The sequence below is a fragment of the Streptomyces sp. NPDC037100 genome, assembly GCF_055606225.1.
In genome coordinates, this window is record NZ_JBVJSX010000018.1 from 68,808 (window position 1) to 90,559 (window position 21,752).

20 protein-coding genes and 1 pseudogene are annotated in these 21,752 nt (G+C 71.5%); 10 read left to right on the forward strand and 11 right to left on the reverse strand.

The features are described from left to right. From trxA to ACZ7EG_RS37500, 7 genes are read right to left on the reverse strand one after another with little or no spacing between them, the layout of a single operon-like run. Entirely contained in the window at positions 1-459 is a 459-nt protein-coding gene (gene trxA / locus ACZ7EG_RS37470) for a thioredoxin (RefSeq protein WP_471088914.1), read from the reverse strand. Further along, complete coding sequence (clpB, locus tag ACZ7EG_RS37475; RefSeq protein ID WP_471088916.1) at positions 456-3,095, reverse strand: ATP-dependent chaperone ClpB; 2,640 nt, start codon at positions 3,093-3,095, stop codon at positions 456-458. Before clpB ends, trxA begins: the two co-directional genes overlap by 4 nt. Then, positions 3,086-3,493, reverse strand: a complete 408-nt coding sequence (locus ACZ7EG_RS37480; protein WP_471088918.1) for a chaperone modulator CbpM — start codon at positions 3,491-3,493, stop codon at positions 3,086-3,088. The genes clpB and ACZ7EG_RS37480 overlap by 10 nt, the downstream gene beginning before the upstream one ends. Next, complete coding sequence (locus ACZ7EG_RS37485) at positions 3,493-4,446, reverse strand: DnaJ C-terminal domain-containing protein (protein ID WP_471088920.1); 954 nt, start codon at positions 4,444-4,446, stop codon at positions 3,493-3,495. Before ACZ7EG_RS37485 ends, ACZ7EG_RS37480 begins: the two co-directional genes overlap by 1 nt. A 6-nt stretch (positions 4,447-4,452) precedes the next feature. Then, the gene (locus ACZ7EG_RS37490) at positions 4,453-5,070 is read right to left on the reverse strand and encodes a nucleotide exchange factor GrpE (protein ID WP_471088922.1); all 618 of its coding nucleotides are present in this window, start codon (positions 5,068-5,070) and stop codon (positions 4,453-4,455) included. Positions 5,071-5,079: 9 nt separating this feature from the next. Beyond that, a complete protein-coding gene (gene dnaK, locus ACZ7EG_RS37495) occupies positions 5,080-6,990 on the reverse strand; it encodes a molecular chaperone DnaK (RefSeq protein ID WP_471088924.1) in 1,911 nt (636 codons plus the stop codon). A 51-nt stretch (positions 6,991-7,041) separates the two neighbouring features. Beyond that, positions 7,042-7,524 (reverse strand): YflT domain-containing protein, encoded by a 483-nt coding sequence (locus tag ACZ7EG_RS37500; protein WP_471088926.1) that lies wholly within the window; start codon positions 7,522-7,524, stop codon positions 7,042-7,044. A 221-nt stretch (positions 7,525-7,745) separates the two neighbouring features. Here ACZ7EG_RS37500 and ACZ7EG_RS37505 point away from each other — a divergent pair, with 221 nt between their 5' ends. After that, positions 7,746-9,518 (forward strand): PucR family transcriptional regulator, encoded by a 1,773-nt coding sequence (locus tag ACZ7EG_RS37505; protein ID WP_471088928.1) that lies wholly within the window; start codon positions 7,746-7,748, stop codon positions 9,516-9,518. 92 nt (positions 9,519-9,610) lie between these two features. Here the strand turns inward: ACZ7EG_RS37505 and ACZ7EG_RS37510 are convergent, their stop codons facing one another. Then, on the reverse strand, positions 9,611-10,825 hold the full coding sequence (locus ACZ7EG_RS37510; protein ID WP_471088930.1) for an acyl-CoA dehydrogenase family protein: 1,215 nt from the start codon (positions 10,823-10,825) through the stop codon (positions 9,611-9,613). 76 nt (positions 10,826-10,901) lie between these two features. Continuing rightward, complete coding sequence (locus ACZ7EG_RS37515; RefSeq protein ID WP_471088932.1) at positions 10,902-11,276, reverse strand: four-helix bundle copper-binding protein; 375 nt, start codon at positions 11,274-11,276, stop codon at positions 10,902-10,904. Positions 11,277-11,402: 126 nt separating this feature from the next. Here ACZ7EG_RS37515 and ACZ7EG_RS37520 point away from each other — a divergent pair, with 126 nt between their 5' ends. The 8 genes from ACZ7EG_RS37520 (at position 11,403) to ACZ7EG_RS37555 (ending at position 18,528) form a co-directional block, all read left to right on the forward strand. Then, a complete protein-coding gene (locus ACZ7EG_RS37520; protein ID WP_471088934.1) occupies positions 11,403-11,762 on the forward strand; it encodes a DUF6479 family protein in 360 nt (119 codons plus the stop codon). Between the two features lie 46 nt (positions 11,763-11,808). Next, complete coding sequence (locus tag ACZ7EG_RS37525; protein WP_471088936.1) at positions 11,809-12,162, forward strand: DUF8129 domain-containing protein; 354 nt, start codon at positions 11,809-11,811, stop codon at positions 12,160-12,162. Positions 12,163-12,334: 172 nt separating this feature from the next. Then, complete coding sequence (locus ACZ7EG_RS37530) at positions 12,335-12,841, forward strand: SigE family RNA polymerase sigma factor (protein ID WP_471088938.1); 507 nt, start codon at positions 12,335-12,337, stop codon at positions 12,839-12,841. An 11-nt stretch (positions 12,842-12,852) separates the two neighbouring features. Continuing rightward, on the forward strand, positions 12,853-13,380 hold the full coding sequence (locus ACZ7EG_RS37535; RefSeq protein ID WP_471088940.1) for a cellulase: 528 nt from the start codon (positions 12,853-12,855) through the stop codon (positions 13,378-13,380). A 169-nt stretch (positions 13,381-13,549) separates the two neighbouring features. Further along, positions 13,550-14,836, forward strand: a complete 1,287-nt coding sequence (locus ACZ7EG_RS37540; protein WP_471088942.1) for a bifunctional glycosyltransferase family 2/GtrA family protein — start codon at positions 13,550-13,552, stop codon at positions 14,834-14,836. Continuing rightward, positions 14,833-16,119 carry a hypothetical protein gene (locus ACZ7EG_RS37545; protein ID WP_471088944.1) on the forward strand — a complete coding sequence of 429 codons (1,287 nt, stop codon included), beginning with the start codon at positions 14,833-14,835 and terminating at the stop codon, positions 16,117-16,119. Before ACZ7EG_RS37540 ends, ACZ7EG_RS37545 begins: the two co-directional genes overlap by 4 nt. Before the next feature lie 127 nt (positions 16,120-16,246). Next, a complete protein-coding gene (locus ACZ7EG_RS37550) occupies positions 16,247-17,911 on the forward strand; it encodes a purine-cytosine permease family protein (RefSeq protein WP_471088946.1) in 1,665 nt (554 codons plus the stop codon). 164 nt (positions 17,912-18,075) lie between these two features. Further along, on the forward strand, positions 18,076-18,528 hold the full coding sequence (locus ACZ7EG_RS37555) for a hypothetical protein (protein WP_471088948.1): 453 nt from the start codon (positions 18,076-18,078) through the stop codon (positions 18,526-18,528). A 438-nt stretch (positions 18,529-18,966) separates the two neighbouring features. Here the strand turns inward: ACZ7EG_RS37555 and ACZ7EG_RS37560 are convergent, their stop codons facing one another. Together ACZ7EG_RS37560 and ACZ7EG_RS37565 are read right to left on the reverse strand one after the other, a co-directional pair. After that, positions 18,967-19,548, reverse strand: a complete 582-nt coding sequence (locus tag ACZ7EG_RS37560) for an Rv1733c family protein (RefSeq protein ID WP_471088950.1) — start codon at positions 19,546-19,548, stop codon at positions 18,967-18,969. A 115-nt stretch (positions 19,549-19,663) separates the two neighbouring features. Next, positions 19,664-20,764 (reverse strand): winged helix DNA-binding domain-containing protein, encoded by a 1,101-nt coding sequence (locus ACZ7EG_RS37565; protein ID WP_471088952.1) that lies wholly within the window; start codon positions 20,762-20,764, stop codon positions 19,664-19,666. 267 nt (positions 20,765-21,031) lie between these two features. Between ACZ7EG_RS37565 and ACZ7EG_RS37570 the strand changes: the two are divergent. After that, a pseudogene (locus tag ACZ7EG_RS37570) lies at positions 21,032-21,670 on the forward strand (acyl-CoA dehydrogenase family protein); the annotation flags it as partial. Positions 21,671-21,752: the final 82 nt, after the last annotated feature.

The window sequence follows — 21,752 nt, forward strand, 5'->3', positions numbered from 1 at the left end:
TCACCCTTTCCCGGCCGGTTCGCGGCCCGCGATCGACTGCTCCACCCACCGCTGCAGGGCAGGGGCAGGTGCGGCACCCGCCTGCCGGGCGATGGTCTGTCCTTTGTCGAGGACCAACAGCGTCGGTACCGCCTGGACCTCGAACCGCTGCGCCAGCCGCGGGTTCCTGTCGATGTCCACCTTGACCAGCTTGATCTTTCCCGCGAGATCGACGGCGACCTTCTCCAGCGCGGGGCTCACCATGCGGCAGGGGCCGCACCAGGTGGCCCACAGGTCGACGACGACGGGCACGGTGGCCTGCTCGACGACCTCGGTGAAGTCGTCGTCGCCCGCGTCGGCCATCCATGGCAGAGGCTGCTTGCAGTTGGCGCACCTGGGGCGGCCCTCGGCGGCCACGGGTATCCGGTTGGTGCGCCCGCAGTGCGGGCAGGTGACGTTGGTGGCTTGTACGGTGCTCATGCCGCCCTCGCTCCCTTCACGTCCTCGGGCTGGTCGTAGGTGACCACCAGCTCTCCGTGCTGGGCGTCGACGCGGACCTTCGCGCCGTCCTGGACGTCGCCGCGCAGCAGGGCGCGCCCGACCAGTGTCTCGACCTCGTGGGAGATGTAACGCCGCAGCGGCCGTGCACCGTACACCGGGTCGTAGCCTTGGTGGGCGATCAACTCCCGTGCTTCGTCGGTGAGTTCGACGGTGATGCGGCGTTCGGCGACTCGCTGCCGCAGCTCGTCGAACTGCAGCTCCACGATCCGCTCGATCTGCTGCTCACCGAGCGGCTTGAAGAGCACGATGTCGTCGACGCGGTTGAGGAACTCCGGACGGAAGTGCCCGCGCAGCTCACCCATCACCAGGGCGCGGGCGTCCGGCTTGATCTCACCCTCCGCGGTGGCGCCGTCGAGGAGGTGCTCGGAGCCGATGTTGGACGTCATGATGATCACGGTGTTGCGGAAGTCGACGGTGCGGCCCTGGGCATCGGTGATGCGGCCGTCGTCGAGGATCTGCAGCAGGGTGTTGAAAACATCGGTGTGGGCCTTCTCGACCTCGTCGAACAGCACAACCGAGTACGGCTTGCGGCGTACGGCCTCGGTGAGCTGGCCGCCTTCCTCGTAGCCGACGTATCCGGGCGGTGCGCCCATGAGCCGGCTGACGGTGTGCCGCTCCTGGTACTCGCTCATGTCGAGGCGGACCATGTTCTCCTCGGAGTCGAACAGGGCCCGGGCGAGGGTCTTGGCCAGCTCGGTCTTCCCGACGCCGGTGGGGCCGAGGAAGATGAACGAGCCGATGGGGCGGCGCGGATCCCGGATGCCGGAACGGGCGCGGATGATGGCGTCGGCGACGAGCTTGACGGCCTCGTCCTGGCCGATGACGCGCTCGCGCAGGATCTCGTCGAGGCGCAGCAGCTTCTCGCGTTCGCCCTCCTGGAGGCGGGCGACGGGGACGCCGGTCCAGGCGGCGACGATCTCGGCGATCTCCTCCTCCGTCACGACCTCGCGCAGCAGCCGGTTCTCCCCTTGCTTCGCGGCCAGTTGCTCCTCCTCTGCGGCGAGTCGGCGCTCCAGGTCCTGGAGGCGGCCGTAGCGGAGTTCGGCGGCGCGGTTGAGGTCGTAGGCACGTTCGGCCTCCTCCGCCTCGTGGCGGACCTGCTCCAGTTCCTGGCGCAGTTCCTGCACGCGGCGGATGGCTTGCCGTTCGGCCTCCCACTGGGCGTGCTTGGCGTCGGCCTCGCCGCGCAGGTCGGCGAGTTCCCTGCGCAGCTCCTCGAGGCGGGTTTTGCTGGCGGGGTCGGTCTCCTTGGAGAGGGCGGCCTCCTCGATCTCCAGGCGGGTGACGCGGCGGGTGATCTCGTCGAGTTCGGCGGGCATCGAGTCGATCTCGGTACGCAACCGGGCGCACGCCTCGTCGACGAGGTCGATGGCCTTGTCGGGCAGGAACCGATCGGTGATGTAGCGGTGGCTGAGGGTGGCCGCGGAGACCAGCGCGGTGTCCTGGATCTTCACGCCGTGGAAGATTTCCAGGCGTTCGCGCAGTCCGCGCAGGATGGAGATGGTGTCCTCCACGCTCGGCTCGTCGACCAGGACCTGCTGGAAGCGGCGTTCGAGGGCGGCGTCCTTCTCGATGTGCTTGCGGTACTCGTCGAGGGTGGTGGCGCCGATCATGTGGAGTTCGCCGCGGGCGAGCATCGGCTTGAGCATGTTGCCCGCGTCCATGGCTCCTTCGGCGGCGCCCGCGCCGACGACGGTGTGGAGTTCGTCGACGAAGAGCAGGATGTGCCCCTGGGCGGCCTTCACCTCGGACAGCACGGCCTTGAGGCGTTCCTCGAACTCGCCCCGGTACTTCGCCCCGGCGACCAGGGAGCCCATGTCGAGTGCGAACACCGTCTTGTCGCGCAGGCCCTCGGGGACGTCGCCGCGGACGATGCGCTGGGCCAGGCCCTCGACGATGGCGGTCTTGCCGACGCCGGGATCGCCGATGAGGACGGGGTTGTTCTTGGTCTTGCGGCTGAGGATCTGGGTGACGCGGCGGATCTCGGCGTCCCGGCCGATGACCGGGTCGAGTTTGCCGCCCCTGGCCTCGGCGACCAGGTCGCGGCCGTACTTCTCCAGGGCCTCGTACGCCACTTCGGGGTTGGCCGAGGTCACGCGCTGGTTGCCGCGGATCTGGGTCAGCGCGCTCAGGAACGAGTCCCGGGTGATGCCGTGCTCCTTGAGCAGCCGTCCGGCGGCGGTGGACGAGCCCTCCTCGGCAAGGGCCAGCAGGAGGTGCTCCACGGACACGTACTCGTCCTTGAGGCGTTTGGCCTCCCGCTCGGCCGCGTCCAGCAGCCGGGACAGGCGCTGGGTGACGAACACCTGGCCCGGCGCCGCACCCGGGCCGGTCACCTTGGGCCGGCGGGAAAGCTCCGCACGCACAGCCGCACGGAGTTCCTCGGGCTCCCTGCCCGCCTGTTGCAGCAGCCGGGGGATCAGGCCGTCCTCCTGGTCCAGGAGCGCGAGCAGCAGGTGCTCACCGTCGACCTCGGTCTGGCCCATGCGGACGGCGGCGGTCTGCGCCTCCTGGAGGGCTTCCTGTGACTTCTGGGTGAGACGGTTCATGTCCATGGGGGTGAGTCACTCCTCCTGCCGCGGTCGCGCAGTGCGGCTTCGAGCAGGCTGATGCGGTCGAGCAGGTCGAGCACCAGACCGATGGATGCGTAGTTGAGGCAGAGTCCGGAGCGCAGCCGCTGGACGCGGGCGAGGACCGCCGGGGCCGCGGGGTCGAACACGAGGTGCCCCGCGGCGTCGCGTTCGGCGTCGACCAGGCCGAGGGCGACGAACCGGCGGACCAGGTCGGGGTGGAGGCCCGAGCGGCGGGCCACGGTGTCCAGGGAAAGCCTGGGCACGGGGACGAGCGCGTACCGCACGGCCGTGGAGCCGGCGCTCGTCCGTACGGGACGCCCGCCCGCGTGGTCCCGGGCGGTCCGACCGCCGGTGGCCGCCCATGAGGGTCGGTCGCTCATCACGTCCTCCTGGGGTCGTACGAAGAGGTGGCGGCGAGCTCCTCGAACAGCTCGCGCTCCCGGTCGCTGAGCTTGGGCGGCACCATGATGCGGAGTTCGGCGTAGAGGTTGCCGTCGGCACCGCGCGGGTTCGGCATGCCCTCGCCGCGCAGCCGCAGCCGCCGGCCACTGGACGAGCCCGCGGGCACCGTGACCTTGGCCGTGCCGCCGCCGGGGGTGGGCACCGGAACCGTCGCACCCAGCGCGGCCTCCCAGGGAGTGACCGGAAGCTGCACGTACACGTCCCGGCCGTCCAGCCGGAACCGAGGGTGCGGTTGGATACGCACCCGCAGATACAGATCCCCCGCGGCGGCGTCACCACTGCCCCGTCCGCCCTCGCCCGCCAGGCGGATGCGCTGCCCGTCGGTGACGCCGGACGGTACGTCGACCTCGTACCGCCGCGGCTGACCGGTGGGGCCGGCGAGCGTGACGGTGCGGCGGCCGCCCCTGTACGCCTCCTCGACGGTGAGCGGCAGCTCGGCCTCCTGGTCGGCTCCCGGTACACCGCCGGGGGCGGCGCCCGCTCCGAAGAGCGAGCCGAGCAGGTCCTCGATGTCGACGCCCCCCGCTGCGAAGTCGTCGCCGAAGCCGGTGTACCGGACATGGGGGCCGCCCGCGCCCGCGGTCCTGCGAGCACGGAAGCCGCCGCCGGGTCCCGCGCCGGCACCGACCCGCTCCTCCCAGTCCTCGGGGACCTTCCGGAAGTCCTCGCCGAAGCGGTCGTAACGGGCCCGTGTCTTGGGGTCCGACAGGACGCTGTACGCCTCGTTGAGGTCCTTGAAGCGTTCCTCCGCCCCCGGGTCCTTGTTGACGTCGGGGTGGTACTTGCGGGCGAGTTTGCGATATGCCTGCTGGATCTCGTCCTGGCCGGCGGTCCGTGACACGCCCAGCACCTCGTAGAAGTCCTGTGCCATGACCGGTCACTCCCGCTTCGCGACAGTCACGGCGGCGGGCCTGAGCTGGCGTTCACCGTCCCCGTAGCCCGGGCGGAGCACCTCGACGACCGTGCCCGGTGGGGCGTCGGGGTCCTGGACGACGCCGACGACCTCGTGCCGGGCCGGGTCGAAGGCGACGCCGGTCTCCGCGTGCCGCGGGTAGCCGAGCAGTTCGAGGACGTTCACCGCCTGGTCGCGAACGGCCCGGACGCCCTCGACGATCGCGCCGGGGTCGGATCCGGCATGGGTCAGGGCGAGTTCGAGGTTGTCCACGACGGGCAGGAAGGCGGCGGCCGTGCGGGACCGCTCGGCCGTCCGCTCCCGCTCCAGTTCCCTGGTGTGGCGCTTGCGGAGGTTGTCGAGGTCGGCGAGCGCGCGCCGCCAGCGGTCCTCGAGTTCCTTGAGCTCGGCCGTGTGCTCGTCCTCGGACGGTGCGGGGCCGCCGGCCGCGTCGGGGCCGGGTTCCTCGTCCGTGTCGGGCTTCGGCCCGGTCGGCGGGCCCGAGCGCGGAAGATCCCCTCGGGGAGGGCGTGCGGCGTCCTCCGGAGCCGGGTCGGCCGGGTCCGGCACGGCCGGGTCGGATTCCCTGGGGTGGATCGGCATGGCGGTTCCTCAGTCCTTGTCGAACTCGGCATCGATGACGTCGTCGTCACCGCCACCGCCGCTCGGGCCGCCGCCGGTCGCGCCGTCCCCGGTGGTGTCCTGGTCGGGACCGCCCGTGGTGGCACCAGCCTGATGTGCCGACAGCCCTGACAGCACCTGCTGGAGTTCGGAGGTCAGGGGCCGCACCCGCTCCACGCCCGCCTCCTCCTTGACCGCCGCCCGGGCATCCGACACCAGCATCTCGGCGCGTGCCTTCTCGTGCGCGGGTGCGGCGTCGCCCAGCTCGGCGAGGCGCTTGTCGACCTGATAGGCGACGGCGTCGAGCTCGTTGCGGGCGTCGACGGCCTCGCGCAGGGCCTGGTCCTCGCCCTGGTTGCGCTCGGCCTCCTGGACCATGCGTTCGACTTCGCCGCGGTCGAGGTTGGAGCTCTCGGTGATGGTGATGCCCTGTTCCTTGCCGGTGTCCTGGTCTCGGGCCTTGACGTTGAGAATGCCGTTGGCGTCGACGTCGAAGGTGACCTCGATCTGCGGTTCGCCGCGCGGCGCCGGGCGGATGTCGGTGAGCTGGAAGCGGCCGAGCACCCGGTTGTCGGCGGCCCGTTCGCGCTCGCCCTGGAGGACGACGATGTCGACGGCGGGCTGGTTGTCCTCGGCGGTGGAGAAGGTCTCGGTGCGGCGCACGGGGATGGTGGTGTTCCGCTCGATGATCTTCGTCATCACGCCGCCGCGTGTCTCGACACCCAGCGACAGGGGCGTGACGTCGAGCAGCAGGACGTCCTTGACCTCGCCCTTGAGCACCCCGGCCTGGATCGCGGCGCCCAGGGCCACGACCTCGTCGGGGTTGACGCTCATGTTGGGTTCCTTGCCGCCGGTCAGCCGGCGCACGAGAGCCTGGACGGCGGGGATGCGGGTGGAGCCACCGACGAGAATGACCTCGTCGATGTCGCTCTCGCCGACCTTGGCATCGCCCATGGCCTGCTGGACCGGTCCCAGGCACCGCTCCACCAGATCGCTGGTGATCTGCTCGAACGTGGACCGCATGACCGAGTCGGTGAGGTGCTTGGGGCCCGAGGCATCGGCGGTGATGAACGGCAGGCTGACCTGCGTCTGCGTCACCGAACTCAGCTCGGTCTTGGCCTTCTCCGCCGCCTCGAACAGGCGTTGCAGGGCCTGCGGATCCTTGCGCAGATCGATGCCGTTCTCCTTCTGGAAGTCGTCCGCGAGGTAATCCACCAGACGCCGGTCGAAGTCGTCACCGCCCAGGTGACTGTCGCCCGCCGTGGAACGCACCTCCACCACGCCGTCGCCCACGTCGAGGATGCTCACATCGAACGTGCCGCCGCCGAGGTCGAAGACCAGCACCGTCTCGTGCTGCTTCTTGTCCATGCCGTATGCGAGGGCGGCCGCGGTCGGCTCGTTGATGATCCGCAGCACTTCCAGTCCCGCGATCCGCCCGGCGTCCTTGGTGGCGGTGCGCTGGGCGTCGTTGAAGTAGGCGGGCACGGTGATGACCGCCTCCGTGACCCGTTCCCCGAGCTGCTTGGACGCGTCGTCGGCAAGTTTGCGCAGCACCTGGGCGCTGATCTCCTCGGGCGCGTAGAGCTTGTCGCGCACCTTGAAGCGGGCGACGCCGCCCGGGCCCTCGACGACGTCGTACGCCACCGCCCTGGCCTCGTCCGGGATCTCGTCGAAGTGCCGGCCGATGAACCGCTTGGCCGAGTAGATGGTGCCCTTGGGATTGAGGATCGTCTGGCGCCGGGCCAGCTGGCCCACCAGCCGTTCCCCGGTGTCGGTGAAGGCCACCACGGACGGTGTCGTACGGTTGCCCTCGGTGTTGGGCACGACGGAAGCTTCGCCGCCCTCCCACACGGCGATCACCGAGTTCGTGGTGCCCAGGTCGATGCCCACTGCCTTGGCCATGAGGAACTCCTCCCGTGCGGCGGCAAGCGCCGGCACTGTGGATCCGATCGTTCAGGTATGGGCGGGGCGTCCACCGGCGGTCCGCAATCCGCCGAGCAGCCGTACCGCCTCGTCGGCGACCGCTTCGTCCACGACGACGTCGTACCGGCTGGGCTGCATCGAGCGGACGGAGGCGAAGTCCCGTCGGCCGCCCTGCAGGGCGTACAGCAGCAGGCCGAACAGCGCACCCACGATCGCTCCGAAAATCAGGCCGTAGAGGGCGACGAGCAGGGCGGAGACGAGCGGGTCCACCCAGTCGACCAGGCCGAAGAGCCAGCCGATCAGCGCCCCGGGAAGGGCCCCGCTCGCCGCTCCGTGCAGGGCGGCCCTGCCATAGTCCATACGGCCGACGACCTGCTCGACGAGGCGGACGTCCTGGCCGATGATGGCCACCCTCTGCACGGGAAACCCCTGGTCCGAGAGGTGGTCGACAGCGCGTTCGGCTTCCTGGTACGTCTCGTACGTGGCAACGGTCCTACGAGGCTGCTCGCTCATCGCCCAGCCCTTCCTGCCGGTGTGCACGGCGGCCCCGGCACGCCCCAGACTCGCGAACCGATCAGCTCTGCGCCTGCACCCGGCAGGTCAAAGAACAACGGAGCCCGTCCCCCCGCGAGCACGAGACGGAGCCTGCCGGACATCTCGGGTACGTTGTCGGGGAAGGCGTAGAGGAAGAGGCGCTGTCACCTCTCTGGGGGCTCAGGGAAGGGTGTAATCCCATGGCCGACTTCAGGGGCCGGAGTGCGTACCGACGCCGTCCCGACCGGGAAGGCGGCCTTCCGCCGGGCCGTCTGGGACAGCACCCCACGATCTCTCGGCGAGGGTCTCGCCCGCCCCTTTCCACCCTGGCATCCCGCAAGTGGCCGGCAGTCTCTCGCGCCCTGTTCGACACTCGGGACGAAAGCGAGATCCTGCGCCTGGCCATGGACCACGTGTCGGCTGTCGGCCCGTACAGAGCCGAGGCCGGATACCTCAGGGTGCACGGCCATATGGTCCCCAGCCCGCAGGTCGGGCCGGGTCATGCGTCAGCCGTGGACCGGACGGTGCGAGAGCTGACAGGGCGGGACGTCCCCGTAACCGTTCCCGGCCGGTCCTGGGGCCGGGCCTTGGCCCTGCACGGCCCCGGTGGACTGCACGGCTACCTTGTGGTGACGTCTCGGTCCCGGCCCACCGAAGCCCAGCACTTCCTGCTCGCCACGCTCGTACGCCTCACCGCCGCGGCCCTGTCGGTCGCCGTCGCGCACCGCCGCCAGCGGGAAGACGCCCTGGAGCTGCACCGACTGCGACGGGAACGGGCAACACTTCAGCAGCGGTTGGTCTCTTTCGTGGTCGAGCTGGGATATCAACGGGCCGTGCACGAGGCCCTCGCCGAGGTCGCGGCCTCGGGCGGCGGCGAGGAGGCCATCACCGGCGCCCTGCACGAGCTCACCGGATTTCCCGTGCTGGTGGAGGACCGCTTCGGCCGACTGCGGTCCTGGACCGGTCCCGGCCGGCCCGACCCCTATCCGGAACCGGACCCCGCACGCCATGAGGAGATGCTCCAGGGGGTCGCTCGGAGAGGCGGGCCCGTGCGCATCAGCGACCGGCTGATCTCCCTGGTACGCCCCCGCGGTGACGTCCTCGGAGTACTGGCACTGGTCGATCCCAAGAACGACGCCGACGAGTACACCGTGTTCGCGCTGCAGCACGCCACCACGTCACTCGCCGTGGAACTGTCGCACCTGCGCCATCTGGCGGAGGTGGAGCTGCGGCTGCGCCGCGAACTGGTCGACGATCTCCTGGGGGGCACGGACGAGGCGAGCGCCTACGCCCGGTCCGAGGCGTTCGGACACGACCTGCATCAAATCCAGTACGTGGTCGTCGTGCAGTGGAGGAACCGGGCCGCGGACGACGCTTTCGCGCGGACCGTGGGCCGGGCGGCTTCGGCCGTGGGTATGCCGTCGCTGGTGACTCGGCGTGCCGACCACGTGGTCCTGGTCGCCGAGGGCAGCCCCCGCGTCCACGCCTTGTACGAGACGCTCGCCCGGGAGACCGGGACACCGGACGGGACGATCGGGGTGAGCGCCCGCTGCGACACCCCGGACGGTATCCCCGGCCGTTACCAGGAAGCACTGCGTGCCCTGGAGGTGCGCCGCCGGTCCCGAAGGCCCTACGGCACGACGTTGTTCGACGATCTGGGCCTCTACCGCATCCTGGGGCCTGGAAACGAATACCAGGAGCTGGAGGCGTTCGTTCGGGAATGGCTCGGACAACTCGTCGACTACGACGGCCGGCACCGTACGGAGCTCGTGGAGACCCTGTCCCGGTACTTCGACTGCGGCGGCAACTACGCCGAGACCGCCGAATCGCTCGCGATCCACCGCAGCACGCTGCGCTACCGACTCCAGCGCATCCGTGGGATCAGCGGCCATGACCTCACGAACGTGGAGGACCGCCTCAACCTGCAGGTCGCGACCCGGGTGTGGAAGATCATGCTGGGCGGACCTGGTTGAAGCACCCACGTACCTCGGGGCCGTCCACTGTCCCCATCGCCGTATGAGCAGGCTTCCCCTCCGCCGAATCCAAGAATCCTCGTCACAACCCGTCAGCGCCGCACTCTCGGCATCCCCAGCCCGATCCACGAGATGATCTCCCGCTGAATCTCGTTGTTGCCGCCGCCGAAGGTGAAGATGACGGCCGAGCGGTATCCGCGTTCCAGTTCGCCGTGCAGGACCGCGCCGGCCGAGCCCTCCTTCAGGGTGCCGGGGGCGGCGACGATCTCCATGAGCCAGGCGTAGGCGTCGCGGCGGGCCTCGGAGCCGTACACCTTGACGGCCGAGGCGTCCTGCGGGGTGAGGGTGCCGTCCTGGACCGCGCCGACCATCTGCCAGTTGAGCAGTTTCAGCGCCTCCAGCCGGGCGTGCGTCCGGGCCAGGAGGCGGCGTACCCAGGGCAGGTCGGCGACACGGCGGCCGTCGGCGAGCTTGGTCTCCGTCGCCCAGCGCCGCACGTCGTGCAGGGCGCGGATCGCCATGGTGCCGTGGGCGGCCAGGGTCACGCGTTCGTGGTTGAGCTGGTTGGTGATCAGCCGCCAGCCCTGGTTCTCGGCGCCCACCCGGCGCGAGACGGGGACGCGGACGTTCTCGTAGTAGCTGGCGGTGGTGTCGTGCGAGGCGAGGGTGTTGATCAGGGTGCAGGAGTAGCCGGGGTCGGAGGTCGGCACCAGAAGCATGGTGATGCCCTTGTGCGGCGGTGCGTCCGGGTCGGTGCGCACCGCGAGCCACACCCAGTCGGCCGTGTCGCCGTTGGTCGTCCAGATCTTCTGGCCGTTGACGACGTACTCTCCCCCACTCTCGGCTTCGCTCGAGCGGGAGGTGCCCCCATCCCGGCGTACCGCCCTGGTGCGCAGGGACGCGAGGTCGGTGCCGGCGCCGGGCTCGCTGTAGCCGATGGCGAAGTCGATCTCGCCGGAGAGGATCCTCGGCAGGAAGTACGCCTTCTGTTCGTCGGTGCCGTACTGCATGATCGTCGGACCGACGGTGTTCAGCGCCATGAGCGGCAGCGGGACACCGGCCTGGGCGGCCTCGTCGAAGAAGATGAACTGTTCCATGGCCGTGAGGCCGCGCCCGCCGTACTCCTTCGGCCAGCCCACGCCGAGCCAGCCGTCCGTACCGAGCCGCCGGATCGTCTCGCGGTAGAACCGCTTCCGGGCGGCCGGGTCGTCGTGCCGCGCGTACGCCTGGTCCGGGACCAGTTCGGCGAAGTAGGACCGCAGTTCGGTGCGCAGTCGCTGCTGCTCGGGCGTGTATTCGAGGTGCACGGCGCCTCCAGGCTCCCAAGGCCGGTCCTGTCGGCGCACACCGTAGAACGTGTTTCAGAAATAAGGAATGGCGTTGTCAGTTCAGAGTGGCGAGGAAGTCCGTGCACGCCCGTGCGCACGCACGGCAGGCCGCCGCCGAGTCCTCCGCTCCCTGTTGCCGGTCGAAGACGTGGGCGGCCTCCAGGCACACGGTCCGGCACCACTCCACCTGGATCCGGATGGTGCTCTCGTCCACCTGGTTCTGCTCGGACAGCACACGGCAGGTCGCGTCGCAGACCTCCGCGGCCATGATGCCCTTGCGTCGTACGAGTTCCTGGTTCTCGGTGCCGTCGGGATCCACGAGGCTCGCGCGCAGCGCGCACGCCCGCGCGCACTCGGTACACGCCTGCGCACAGGCGAACCGGTCCTCCAGGAACCGGAACAGCTCCTGCTGGGATGTCGTCGAAGTCACATAGCGCGGGTAGCCCCGGTCGGCTCCGGTCAAACCGGTGTTTCCCGCGGAATACCGCTCACGGACGGGCCCGCTCCGAGCGGAGCGGGCCGGGTTCATGGTGAGGACCAGGGGTACCCGCGGGCCATGACTGACACATGGATGGAGATGGCCGCGGGCGGCGACGCCCCCGGCTTCGGGTTCGTCGTGACGGGTCTGGTGGTCCTGGCCCTGCTGCTGGGCGCCTTCATCCTGGGCCTGCGGCACAAGCGCCGGCGCCCGCCGCGGCCCGACGAGCAGCCCAGGCTGCCCGACGGCGGACCGGTCCGCGAGACGCTGGAGCGCCGCGAGCCGGACGAGATGCCGAGAAGTGAGGAGCGTCTGACGCCGCACGAGCTGAAGACCCACGGCAATCAGAGCGACCGGACCAGCGCCTCGCAGGAACGCCCGCGCTGGAACGAGGGCAGCAGCGGCGGCTTCGGCAGCGGCGGCCCGGGAGCCCGCTGACCCCCCCCGGCTCGCACGGCGCGTCGTGCACAGAGAAGTGAGAACCATGGCCGATCCCGCCCGCAGCACCCTGCCCCTGCCCGACTACGACCATCTGCCGATCGACGGCCTGGAGAGCCGTGTGCGGTCGCTGTCGGGGGACGAGGTCGAGCAACTGCTCGCGTACGAGCGGTCGCACGCCGACCGGCTGCCGGTGACCCGACTGCTGGGCTCACGGCTCGACGCACTGCGCGCTGGCGCCGAGCCGACGTCCGGTGACCCGAACGCCCGGCGCCCCGAGACGGGAGAGGGTGGCCGGGCAGGCTCGCCCGTGTCGCCCGCGACGTCGCCGCAGCCGCACAGCCCGCCGCCGCACGGTACGCCCGACCAGCCCGCCCAGCCTAAGGGCGACCGCACCTAGGAAGCCCACGCCTGCCCGGAAAGGGGCCCGTGCCTGTGCACGGGCCCCTTTTCCGTGCCCGGATCCGGCATCCGTCGAGGTGAGGTGGATCACAGGCTTCGAGTGCATCGTGAAGCGGGGGCCGGCGTCTTTTGAGAGGTGTAGGGGGCCACTGAGACGCAGGACGGTGAGGATGGAGCAGTTTCGGGCGGACGGCTTCGACGAGTTCGCGGCCGCCCGTTGGTCGGCGCTGCTCCATGTCGCGCGTCTGCTCACGGGAGGCGACCGGCAGCGGGCCGAGGATCTGGTGCAGGAGGCCTTGGTCAAGCTGTGGTTCGCCTGGCCGAAGGTGGCCGGACAGGCTCCCGAGGCGTACGTCCGGACGGTGCTGGTGCGACTGGCGGCCCGCTCGGCGCGACGGCGCTGGTGGGGTGAGCGCCCGGTGGAGCACCTGCCCGACCGCGCCGACCCGGGCGACGTGTCGTCCGCCGTCGCGGAACGTTCGCGGCTGGAGGCGGCACTGGCCCAGCTGTCGCCGAAGCAACGGGCCGCCGTGGTGCTGCGCTACTACGAGGACCTGCCCGAGGCCCAGGTCGCCCAGGCCCTGGGCTGCCCGGTGGGCACCGCACGGTCCCATGCGTCACGCGGGGTCGCACGGCTCCGCCAGATCCTGTCCGACACCGTCAGGCCCGTGGGGTGAAAGGAGTACCGATGGACGACTTCGAGCGGGACCTGTCGCGGCTGATGCACGACACCCGGCAGCACACCCCCTACGAGCCCGCGCACCGGCAGCGGCTGCACGCGGGCATCCGGGCCCGCCGCCGGTCGCGGCTGCTGTGGAAGGCGGGCGGCTCCGCCGTGGCGGTGGCCGGGCTCAGCGTCGGACTGGCCCTGCTGCCCAGCATGTTCACCCGCGCCCAGCCCGCAGACCACCGGCCGCGGCCGGTGACGAGCCCGACGACCTCACCGGACAGGACCCCGACGAGCCTGGCGCCGGCACCGAGCGCGACCCCGACCGAGCAGCCGGAGACGACCCTGCCCGCGACCGCGACCACCACCGGCGGCATCACCCCGTCCGGGACGACGAGCGAGCCTGCCGACCCCGCACCGACCACCACGGCCTCCGAGAACCGGACCTCCTCGACACCGCCCGCGCCCCCTCCCTCCTCCACACCGACGACCGCCCCTCCGTCGGCTCCGCACTCCGAACAACCCTCCGCATCGGTCTATCCCGAGTAGCCGCCTGAGCGGCCCCCTCCCAGCAGCGGCCCTCCCAGCAGCGGCCCTCCAGCAGGGGGCACCCCCCGCCCCGAACCTCTCGATGCTCCACCCGTCACGGGCGCCTTCGGCATGCCCGGAACCGGCGCGCGGGCATGCCCCCACGCCAGAAAGAGACCGTGAGACAGCCATGCGAACCGTATTGCGGCCGGTCCTGATCGACCGCACACCGACCGAACCGTCCGCGTTGCCCCGCCGGGCGCCCCTGCCGGCGCACCACCCGGACCCCGTCCTGGACGTGGTCGTTCCGGTGTACAACGAGGAGAACGACCTCGAACCCTGCGTCCGGCGCCTGCACGCACACCTCGGCGAGACCTTCCCCTACGCCTTCCGCATCACCATCGCCGACAACGCGAGCACCGACGCGACCCCGCGGATCGCCGCCCGGCTGGCCGCGGAACTGCCCGGCACGGACTGGATCCGGCTGGCGGAGAAGGGGCGGGGCCGTGCACTGCACACCGCGTGGTCACGCTCCCGCGCCCCGGTGCTGGCGTATCTGGACGTGGACCTGTCCACCGACCTCGCCGCGCTGCTGCCGCTGGTCGCGCCGCTGATCTCGGGCCACTCGGACATCGCCATCGGCTCCCGGCTGGCCCGCGGCTCCCGGGTGGTGCGCGGGCCGAAACGGGAGATCATCTCCCGCTGCTACAACGGGCTGCTGCGTGGCACCCTCGCGGTGGGCTTCTCCGACGCGCAGTGCGGGTTCAAGGCGGTGCGGCGAGACGTCGCCGAGCGGCTGCTGCCGCTGGTGGAGGACCGCGAGTGGTTCTTCGACACGGAGTTGCTGGTCATCGCCGAGCGGGCGGGCCTGCGGATCCACGAGGTGCCGGTGGACTGGGTGGACGACCCCGACAGCCGGGTCCACATCCTCTCCACGGCGCTGGCCGATCTGCGTGGCATGGCCAGGATCGGCGGAGCCCTGGCCTGCGGCAGGCTGCCGCTGTCCGCGCTGCGCCGCAGCGGCGGCGACCTGGCCGGGGAGCCGGCCGGGGAGCTGCCCGCGGCTCTGGCCCGGCAGGTGGTGCGTTTCGCCGCCGTCGGTGCCGCCAGCACCCTGTGCCATCTGCTGCTGTACACCGTGCTCAGACCGGTGACAGGAGCGCAGGCCGCCAACGCGCTCGCCCTGCTCTTCAGCGCGATCGCCAACACGGCGGCCAACCGGCGGGTCACCTTCGGTGTGCGGGGCCGTGGCGGCGCACTGCGCCATCACCTCAAGGGCCTCGCCGCCTTCCTGATCGGACTGGCCCTGACGAGCGGTTCGCTCGCCCTGCTCCACCACACCGCGCCGGGGGCCGGTCACCCGGTCGAGCTCGTGACTCTGGTCGTCGCCAACCTGGCCGCGACGCTGCTGCGCTTCCTCCTCTTCCGGGCCTGGGTGTTCCCGGCCCGCCGCACGACAGGACCCTCCGCCGCATGAGCACCGTCCAGCTGCGCCGTCCGCCCGTCGGTACCGCGAGGCCCGAAGCCCCGCACGGCGCACGGAAGTTCCGGCCGCGACTGCGGCTGCGGGTGCGGGTGCGGCTGCGCACCGTCGCCGAGCGCTACGGGCCCGTGCTGCTGACGTACGGCGTGCTGAAGCTGGCCGGCTTCGCCGTCTTCATGTTCCTGCTGGACTCCGCGGGTGACTTCCGGAAGAAGAACCCGCGCTTCGGCGGCGGCGAGCACGCCTGGGACGTCCTGGCCAGCTGGGACGGCTGGTGGTACCAGCAGATCGCCGCGCACGGCTACGACCCGGCCCTGAAGCCGGTCCCGGGCGCGACGGGCCTGATCACGCTGGAGGGCAACTCGGCGGCGTTCTTCCCGCTGTACCCGACGCTGATGCGGCTGGTCTCGGAGTGCACCGGACTCGGCCTGTACGGCGCCGGCATGACGGTTTCCGTCCTCGCCTCCTTCGCCGCCGCGCTCGGCATCCACACCGTGACGAAACGCCTCGGCGGCCACCGGGCCGGTCTGGTCGCGGCCGGTCTGTGGGCGGTCTGGCCCGGATCGGGCACGGAATGGTCGGGCTACTCGGAGTCCCTCTACACGGCCCTCGCCGCGTGGGCCTGCCACGCGGTCATGACCCGCCGCTGGCTCACGGCGGGCCTGCTGACCTGCGCGGCCGGGCTGTGCCGGCCCACCGCCGTCGCGCTCGTCGCCGCCCTCACCGTCGCAGCGGTGCTGTCCCTGCGCCGACGCGAGGACGGAATCCGCCGTCCCCTGGCCGCTGTGGCGATCGCGCCGCTGGGCCTGTTCGGCTACCTCGGCTGGGTCAACTACCGCATGGGCGACATCAACGGCTACTCCAAGCTCCAGGACGGCGCCTGGGCCCACAAGTTCGACTGGGGAGTCCACACGTTCCACGTGCTGACCTCCATCCCGGTCGGTCACTTCGACTACCGCTTCGCGATGCCCTTCGAGGACGTGATCGGCGTCTGCGTGGTGTTGATGGTGCCGGTGCTGACGGTGCTGCTGACGCGCCTGCGACCGCCTGCCGTGCTCGTCGTCTACACGGTCCTCTCCTACCTCATGGTGATGACCACCCAGCAGTACTTCGGCAACGTCTCGCGCTATCTGCTCCCGCTCTTCCCGCTGTTCGTCCCCCTCGCTCTCGCGATGCGCCGGCTCCGATGGCCGTCCCTGGCCGCGGTCCTCGGCACGGCCGCGCTGGCCTCCGGGTCGTACGCGGGATACGTGCTGTTCGTGCTGGGGGTGCCGTAGAAACGGGCGGCGGCGCCGTTCAGATGGCTCCGAAACATTCCTTTCACCCAGGAAGTATTCAGGGGTAACGGCCACTGCCTACCGTGCCTGCCTTGTCAGTCACCGACCCGCAGCAAGGAGGCGTGGCATGAGTACCGAGCCACGACCGGCCGAAGTCGCCGAGCCGGATCCCGCACCGCGGGTGGCGCCGGGCACGGACCAGGCCGTCAAGGAGACCCTCGAGGACTACACGCTCCGTTTCGCGCCGCGCAGTTACCGGCGCTGGACCCCGATGGTGGTGGCGACGACCGCGCTCGGCGGTATCGCCTACATGGCCGACTTCTCCATCGGGGCCGGCATCGGCCTGGCCCACGGCACCGGAAACGCCCTCCTCGCGATCGCCGTCGCCGCCGTCGTCATCTTCGTGACCGGCTTCCCGTTGGCCTACTACGGGGCCCGCTACAACATCGACCTGGACCTGATCACCCGCGGCTCGGGCTTCGGCTACTTCGGCTCCGTCCTCACCAGCGTCATCTTCGCCAGCTTCACCTTCATCTTCTTCGCCCTGGAAGGCTCGATCATGGCCCAGGGCCTGAAGCTGGGCCTCGGACTGCCGCTGTGGCTGGGCTACCTGGTCTCCACCCTGATGGTGATCCCCCTGGTCATCTACGGCATGACGGCCCTGAGCAAGCTCCAGGTGTGGACCACCCCGATCTGGCTGCTGTTGATGGTCGGCCCGCTGGTCTACCTCGTCGCCACCGACCCCGGCACCGTCGACCGCTTCCTCGCCTACGCGGGCACCGACGGGGACGGCGGCATCGACACCGCCTCCGTGCTGCTCGGTGCGGGCGTGTGCCTGTCGCTGATCGCCCAGATCGGCGAGCAGATCGACTACCTGCGCTTCATGCCGCCCAAGACCGAGGCCAACAAGCGCGGTTGGTGGACGACCGTGGTGATGGCCGGCCCGGGCTGGGTGGTGCTGGGCGCTCTCAAGCAGGCCATCGGCGTGTTCCTCGCGGTGTACATCATCGCCGAGGTCGGCGCTTCCGCAGCGCCCGAGCCGATCCAGCAGTTCAAGGGTGCCTTCGACGCGATGATGCCGTCCTGGCTCGTCGTCCCCCTGGCCGTTGTGCTGGTCGTCATCAGCCAGATCAAGATCAACGTGACGAACGCGTACTCCGGCTCCCTCGCGTGGACCAACTCCTTCACCCGGGTCACCCGGCGCTATCCGGGCCGGATGGTCTTCGTCCTGGTCAACCTGGGCTTCGCGCTGGCCCTGATGGAGGCCGACATGTTCAGCTTCCTGAACAGCATCCTGGGCTTCTACTCGAACTGCGCGATCGCCTGGGTGGTCACCGTGGCCACCGACATTGGCATCAACAAGTACGTGCTGAAGCTGTCCCCGCACGCCCCCGAGTTCCGCCGCGGCATGCTCTACGCCGTCAACCCCGTCGGGGTCGTGGCCTTCGTCGCCGCCTCGGCGCTGTCCATCGCCATGTACTTCCACGCCCTCGGCGACACGCTCCAGCCGTACTCCCCCGTCGCCGCGGCCGTCATCGCCTTCGTCCTCACACCGCTGATGGCCGTGGTCACCAAGGGCCGGTACTACCTGCGCCGCACCGACGACGGCATCGCCGAGCCGCTGCTGGAGGAGGACGGCAACCCCAGTGCCGTCGCCTACGAATGCCATGTGTGCCGACAGCAGTTCGAGCGGCCGGACGTGGCCGCCTGCCGGACGCACGACGCGGTCGTCTGCTCGCTGTGCCTGAGCACCGACAAGGTCGGTGACCACGTCCTGCCGGCCACGGTCTGAGCGGTGCGGCGGGAGTGCGGCCGGGCCCTCCCGCACACGGCACGTTCCAAGTCGGTCTCGGACGTCCCGTCCGCCGCCGGACGGGGGGCGGTTCCGGTGCCCGGGCGGCATACTGATCTTGCGCTGCGCAGTGATCAGGCGCCGGCGAGAGGGGATGACAGGACGTGACCACCGAAGAGCCGGACGGGCGGAGAACTCCCCACGAGCCGCCCGGCGTTCCGCTCCGCGACGACGTGTGGCTGAGGTTCCTCACGGACACCGAGTCCGCCATACGCGTCTCCGCTCCCAGGGAACCCTCCGCCGAGGAGCGGGCTGCGGGGCGGCAGCTCCAACCCCCGCACGCCGTCGGCGATCTGTGGCAGCCGGAGGACCTCTGGGTCCGCGTGGCGTGGCGGGACCTGGACCGCCGCGCCAAGGCCCGGCGCGCGGGACGGGTGGTCGCCACCGCTGCCGTCGTCGCGCTGGCCCTCGGGGCCTGGTCCCAGCTGTCCACCGGCGCGGGCACGGGCGACCGGCCGGGCGAGAGCACGGTGCGGCAGGTCGAGGGTGCGACCGCGCGGCTGCCCACCGCCACACCCCTGCCGTCCGCGTCTCCCCTCCCCCAGCCGTCCCCCTAGCCCACGCGGGGCCGGGGGCGTTCCACCGCGCCACCCACCTGCACCGCTGCCCGCCCTGGCCCTGCGGACGTCACCGCTCCGGGTGGGCCGGGGGCGTTCCACCGCCCCGCCCACCTGCACCGCTGCCCGCCCTGGCCCTGCGGACGTCACCGCTCCGGGCTGTCCAACACCCAGGTCTCCAGCGACGAAGATCGTCCCCGGGCCCCGAGCGGCACCCGAGGGGCACAGGCACGCCGGAGCCGGTCCCGGGGTTGCAAGCACGCCAAGACCGGGTCCAGGCGTCGCGGGCACCACGCCGAAACCGGCTCCAAGGGCCGCGGACGCGCTCCGAATCAGGTCCGAGGGCCACAGGCGCCGGAGCCGGGCCGACGGGGGCGGAAGGTGCGTCGGCGGGGCGGACGACACCAGGTCCGCCAGGCCTGCGCAAGAGCGTCGTGTTCAGCCCGTCTTCCAGCCCCTCCGCGTGTCGATCCGCTCCCACTCCGCGCCCCACTGGGCCATGCGGCGCCGGTCGAGGCCCGTGCGGGTCAGCCAGGTGGCTCCCAGCACCGCGGCGCCCGTGAAGATGCCGGCGAGTGCGCCGCCCATGGCGATGTGCAGCCAGGCCTCGCCGCCGGACACGGGCGGGGTCGTGAGGTCACCGCTCCGGTTCACCCACACCGAGTGGGTGCTTCCGGCGGGTGCTCTCGCCGGTACCCGGGCCGCCTCCCGGTGGGTCGAGCCGTCGGGCGCGGTCCACCGCACCTTGCCCCACACCCGGTGGTCGCTCGCCTCGCGGGCCGGTGACGGGCCGGGTGCGTCCTCGACCACCACCGCCTGGACCTGGCGGCTCTCGGCCCGCTGCCGCTCTACGGCCCGCTCGACCGTGTCCGCCGCGAGCAGCCCCGCGACCAGCCCTCCCAGCAGGGCGAGCACCCAGCCTGCGAGCACGATCCAGGCTTCGACGACGTCGACGCGCCGTTTGAGCGCGTTGCGCCGCCACCGCCACCACCGCACGGTCACACGTTCTGACGATTCCACGGGCCGACACCCCCTCATGAGCACCGGCAGCACCCTTCCAGTGTGCGCCTGTCCGCCGGGAACGCCCGCCGATCAAAGCCGGGAAAGCGCCTCCCCGAGCGGCGCGAGTCCCGGTTCAGTCGGCAGAGGCCGCGATCCGTACCCGGTCGCTCTCGTCGCCGGAGAGGAAGGAGGCCATCGCCCGCCCTTCCTCGGCGACGCCCGCGCGGTCGCTCCGGGAGAAGCGGCGCAGCGGGGTGACGAGCACCGTGCCCGCCTCGACGGTCCAGGTGGCGGCGGCCCTGCCGTCGACCAGGACGACTCGAGCGCCGGCGACGGACAGATGACGGTGCGCGTCGTCGATGATCCGGCTGCGGTCGTGATAGCCGAGGATCGCGTTGTCGAACGCCGGCAGGAACCTCACCGGCGCCGGGGTGTCGGGATCGGGGCGGGGCGCGTCGGGGAGGTCGAGCAGCTCGCGGCCGCGTTCGTCGCGGAAGGAGACGAGTTCCCCGCGGAGGGCGGAGACCGCGGCGGGCAGTCCGGCGAGACCGCACCAGGCGCGCAGGTCGGCCGAGGCGGCGGGGCCGAACGCGGCCAGGTAGCGCCGCACCAGCGTCTGGCCCACGGGGTCGGAGACGTCCGGGGAGGGCGGGTCGATGTCGCGTCCGAGCCACGAGGAGATGAGCGCGTAACGCGCAGCCCCTCTGGTGCGCCACAGGCCGCGCGGCGGCACCTGGACCGTCGGGAGGAGGGCCGCGACCAGCATTTCGCCCAGGGGGCGCGGCTCCGCCCCGGGCCGACGGTCGGCGACGGCTCGTGCGAGGTCGGGCATGGAGCGGGGTTCGCCGTCGGCCATGACCTCGCGGCCCGCCGCCTCCAGTTCGCCGGGATCGATCCCGGCGAGTTCGCGCCGGTACACGCCGAGAACCCGTTGGCGGAGCATGGCGTCGTGGCGGGAACGCCAGGCCACCACGTCGTCGGCGGTGACGAGATGGACGGTGCGGCGCATGAGGTGGGTGCGCAGGACACGGCGCCCGGTCAGCAGGTCCGACAGCTCCGCCGGGTCGAAGGCCCGCAGCCGCGACCACAGGCCGGGGAACGGCTCCTGCGGTTCCTGCGCCTGGAGTCCGCACAGGTGCGCGACCGCGTCGAGGACGGGCAGGTCGGCGCGCTCGAGGAGCAACTGCCGGGCCAGGGTGGCGCGGTTGAGCGCCCGGGCGTCGAGAACGGTCATCGGGGCACCTCGGCCTTCGCGTCGTGTGCCGACCCGCGGTCCTGGTGTCCGGGCGGCTTGCGCGCTCACGGTCGCACGGGATGCGGTCAGGTCGTGACCGCATCCGGTGTGGGCGTGGCCGGCCACCCGGTCGCGCGTGGAGGGCCCTTCCCGCGCCGAGGCGTTCGCCGCCGTCGCCGACCGGCCACCCGGTCGCGCGCGGAGGGCCCGCCCGGCGGCGGCCGGGAGCCCGCACGGCGCCACCGCCCCGAACTGCGGGTGTGCTTCGACGCCGACCCCTTCGGCCAGCGGCTGGCGGCGGGCGGCAGCGCGGAGTTCGACGCCGTGCCCCTCGCCGCCGACGACGTGCTGGGCCCCCCGTCGGCGGACCAGGACGTCCTGTCGCCCCTGACGGCTCTGGTGTCACCGGTCGGTCGTCTGCTGTCGGCGCAGCTCCGGCTCGGCATGGCGGAGGGCGTGCTCGCCGAGGCGCGTGAGTAGAGCAGGTCCGGCCATTCGCACTGGCACCCGGACTGGCCGGTCGGCTCCCCTCAGGATCCGCAGGTGCTGACGGCGTACGGGGAGCTCACCGTGCTCACCCGCTCGGCGTCCGCACTCGCCGACGAGGCACGCCAGGCCGTGCAGGGCGGGCTGGACCACGGCGAGGACCTCACCTACGAGGACTACGCGGAGATCTCCGTCCTGGTGGCCATGGCCGAGGCCGCCGCGTCCAAGGCCGCCCAGGAGTCCACCGCTCGCGCCCTGGACATCATCGGCGCCCGCTCCGCCTCCGCCCGGCTCGGCTTCGACCGCTTCTGGCGCAACGCCCGGACGCATACCCTGTACGAGCCCGTCGGCCACCGGCTCCAGGACGTCGGGGACTACTTCCTGAACGGGGCGCACCCTCCGTTCGTCCTTCCCGTCTGACCGGACGACCCCTCTGACGAGAGGAACCTCGGACCAGAGGACCTGTCCGGCCAGAGGACCCGTCTGCCACAGGGCCCCGTCC

Excerpts from the sequence above, each read along its gene's own strand:
- trxA (WP_471088914.1), bottom strand. The coding sequence starts at position 459 with ATGAGCACCGTACAAGCCACCAACGTCACCTGCCCGCACTGCGGGCGC.
- clpB (WP_471088916.1), bottom strand. The coding sequence starts at position 3,095 with ATGGACATGAACCGTCTCACCCAGAAGTCACAGGAAGCCCTCCAGGAG.
- ACZ7EG_RS37480 (WP_471088918.1), bottom strand. The coding sequence starts at position 3,493 with ATGAGCGACCGACCCTCATGGGCGGCCACCGGCGGTCGGACCGCCCGG.
- ACZ7EG_RS37485 (WP_471088920.1), bottom strand. The coding sequence starts at position 4,446 with ATGGCACAGGACTTCTACGAGGTGCTGGGCGTGTCACGGACCGCCGGC.
- ACZ7EG_RS37490 (WP_471088922.1), bottom strand. The coding sequence starts at position 5,070 with ATGCCGATCCACCCCAGGGAATCCGACCCGGCCGTGCCGGACCCGGCC.
- dnaK (WP_471088924.1), bottom strand. The coding sequence starts at position 6,990 with ATGGCCAAGGCAGTGGGCATCGACCTGGGCACCACGAACTCGGTGATC.
- ACZ7EG_RS37500 (WP_471088926.1), bottom strand. The coding sequence starts at position 7,524 with ATGAGCGAGCAGCCTCGTAGGACCGTTGCCACGTACGAGACGTACCAG.
- ACZ7EG_RS37505 (WP_471088928.1), top strand. The coding sequence starts at position 7,746 with ATGGCCGACTTCAGGGGCCGGAGTGCGTACCGACGCCGTCCCGACCGG.
- ACZ7EG_RS37520 (WP_471088934.1), top strand. The coding sequence starts at position 11,403 with ATGACTGACACATGGATGGAGATGGCCGCGGGCGGCGACGCCCCCGGC.
- ACZ7EG_RS37525 (WP_471088936.1), top strand. The coding sequence starts at position 11,809 with ATGGCCGATCCCGCCCGCAGCACCCTGCCCCTGCCCGACTACGACCAT.
- ACZ7EG_RS37530 (WP_471088938.1), top strand. The coding sequence starts at position 12,335 with ATGGAGCAGTTTCGGGCGGACGGCTTCGACGAGTTCGCGGCCGCCCGT.
- ACZ7EG_RS37535 (WP_471088940.1), top strand. The coding sequence starts at position 12,853 with ATGGACGACTTCGAGCGGGACCTGTCGCGGCTGATGCACGACACCCGG.
- ACZ7EG_RS37540 (WP_471088942.1), top strand. The coding sequence starts at position 13,550 with ATGCGAACCGTATTGCGGCCGGTCCTGATCGACCGCACACCGACCGAA.
- ACZ7EG_RS37545 (WP_471088944.1), top strand. The coding sequence starts at position 14,833 with ATGAGCACCGTCCAGCTGCGCCGTCCGCCCGTCGGTACCGCGAGGCCC.
- ACZ7EG_RS37550 (WP_471088946.1), top strand. The coding sequence starts at position 16,247 with ATGAGTACCGAGCCACGACCGGCCGAAGTCGCCGAGCCGGATCCCGCA.
- ACZ7EG_RS37565 (WP_471088952.1), bottom strand. The coding sequence starts at position 20,764 with ATGACCGTTCTCGACGCCCGGGCGCTCAACCGCGCCACCCTGGCCCGG.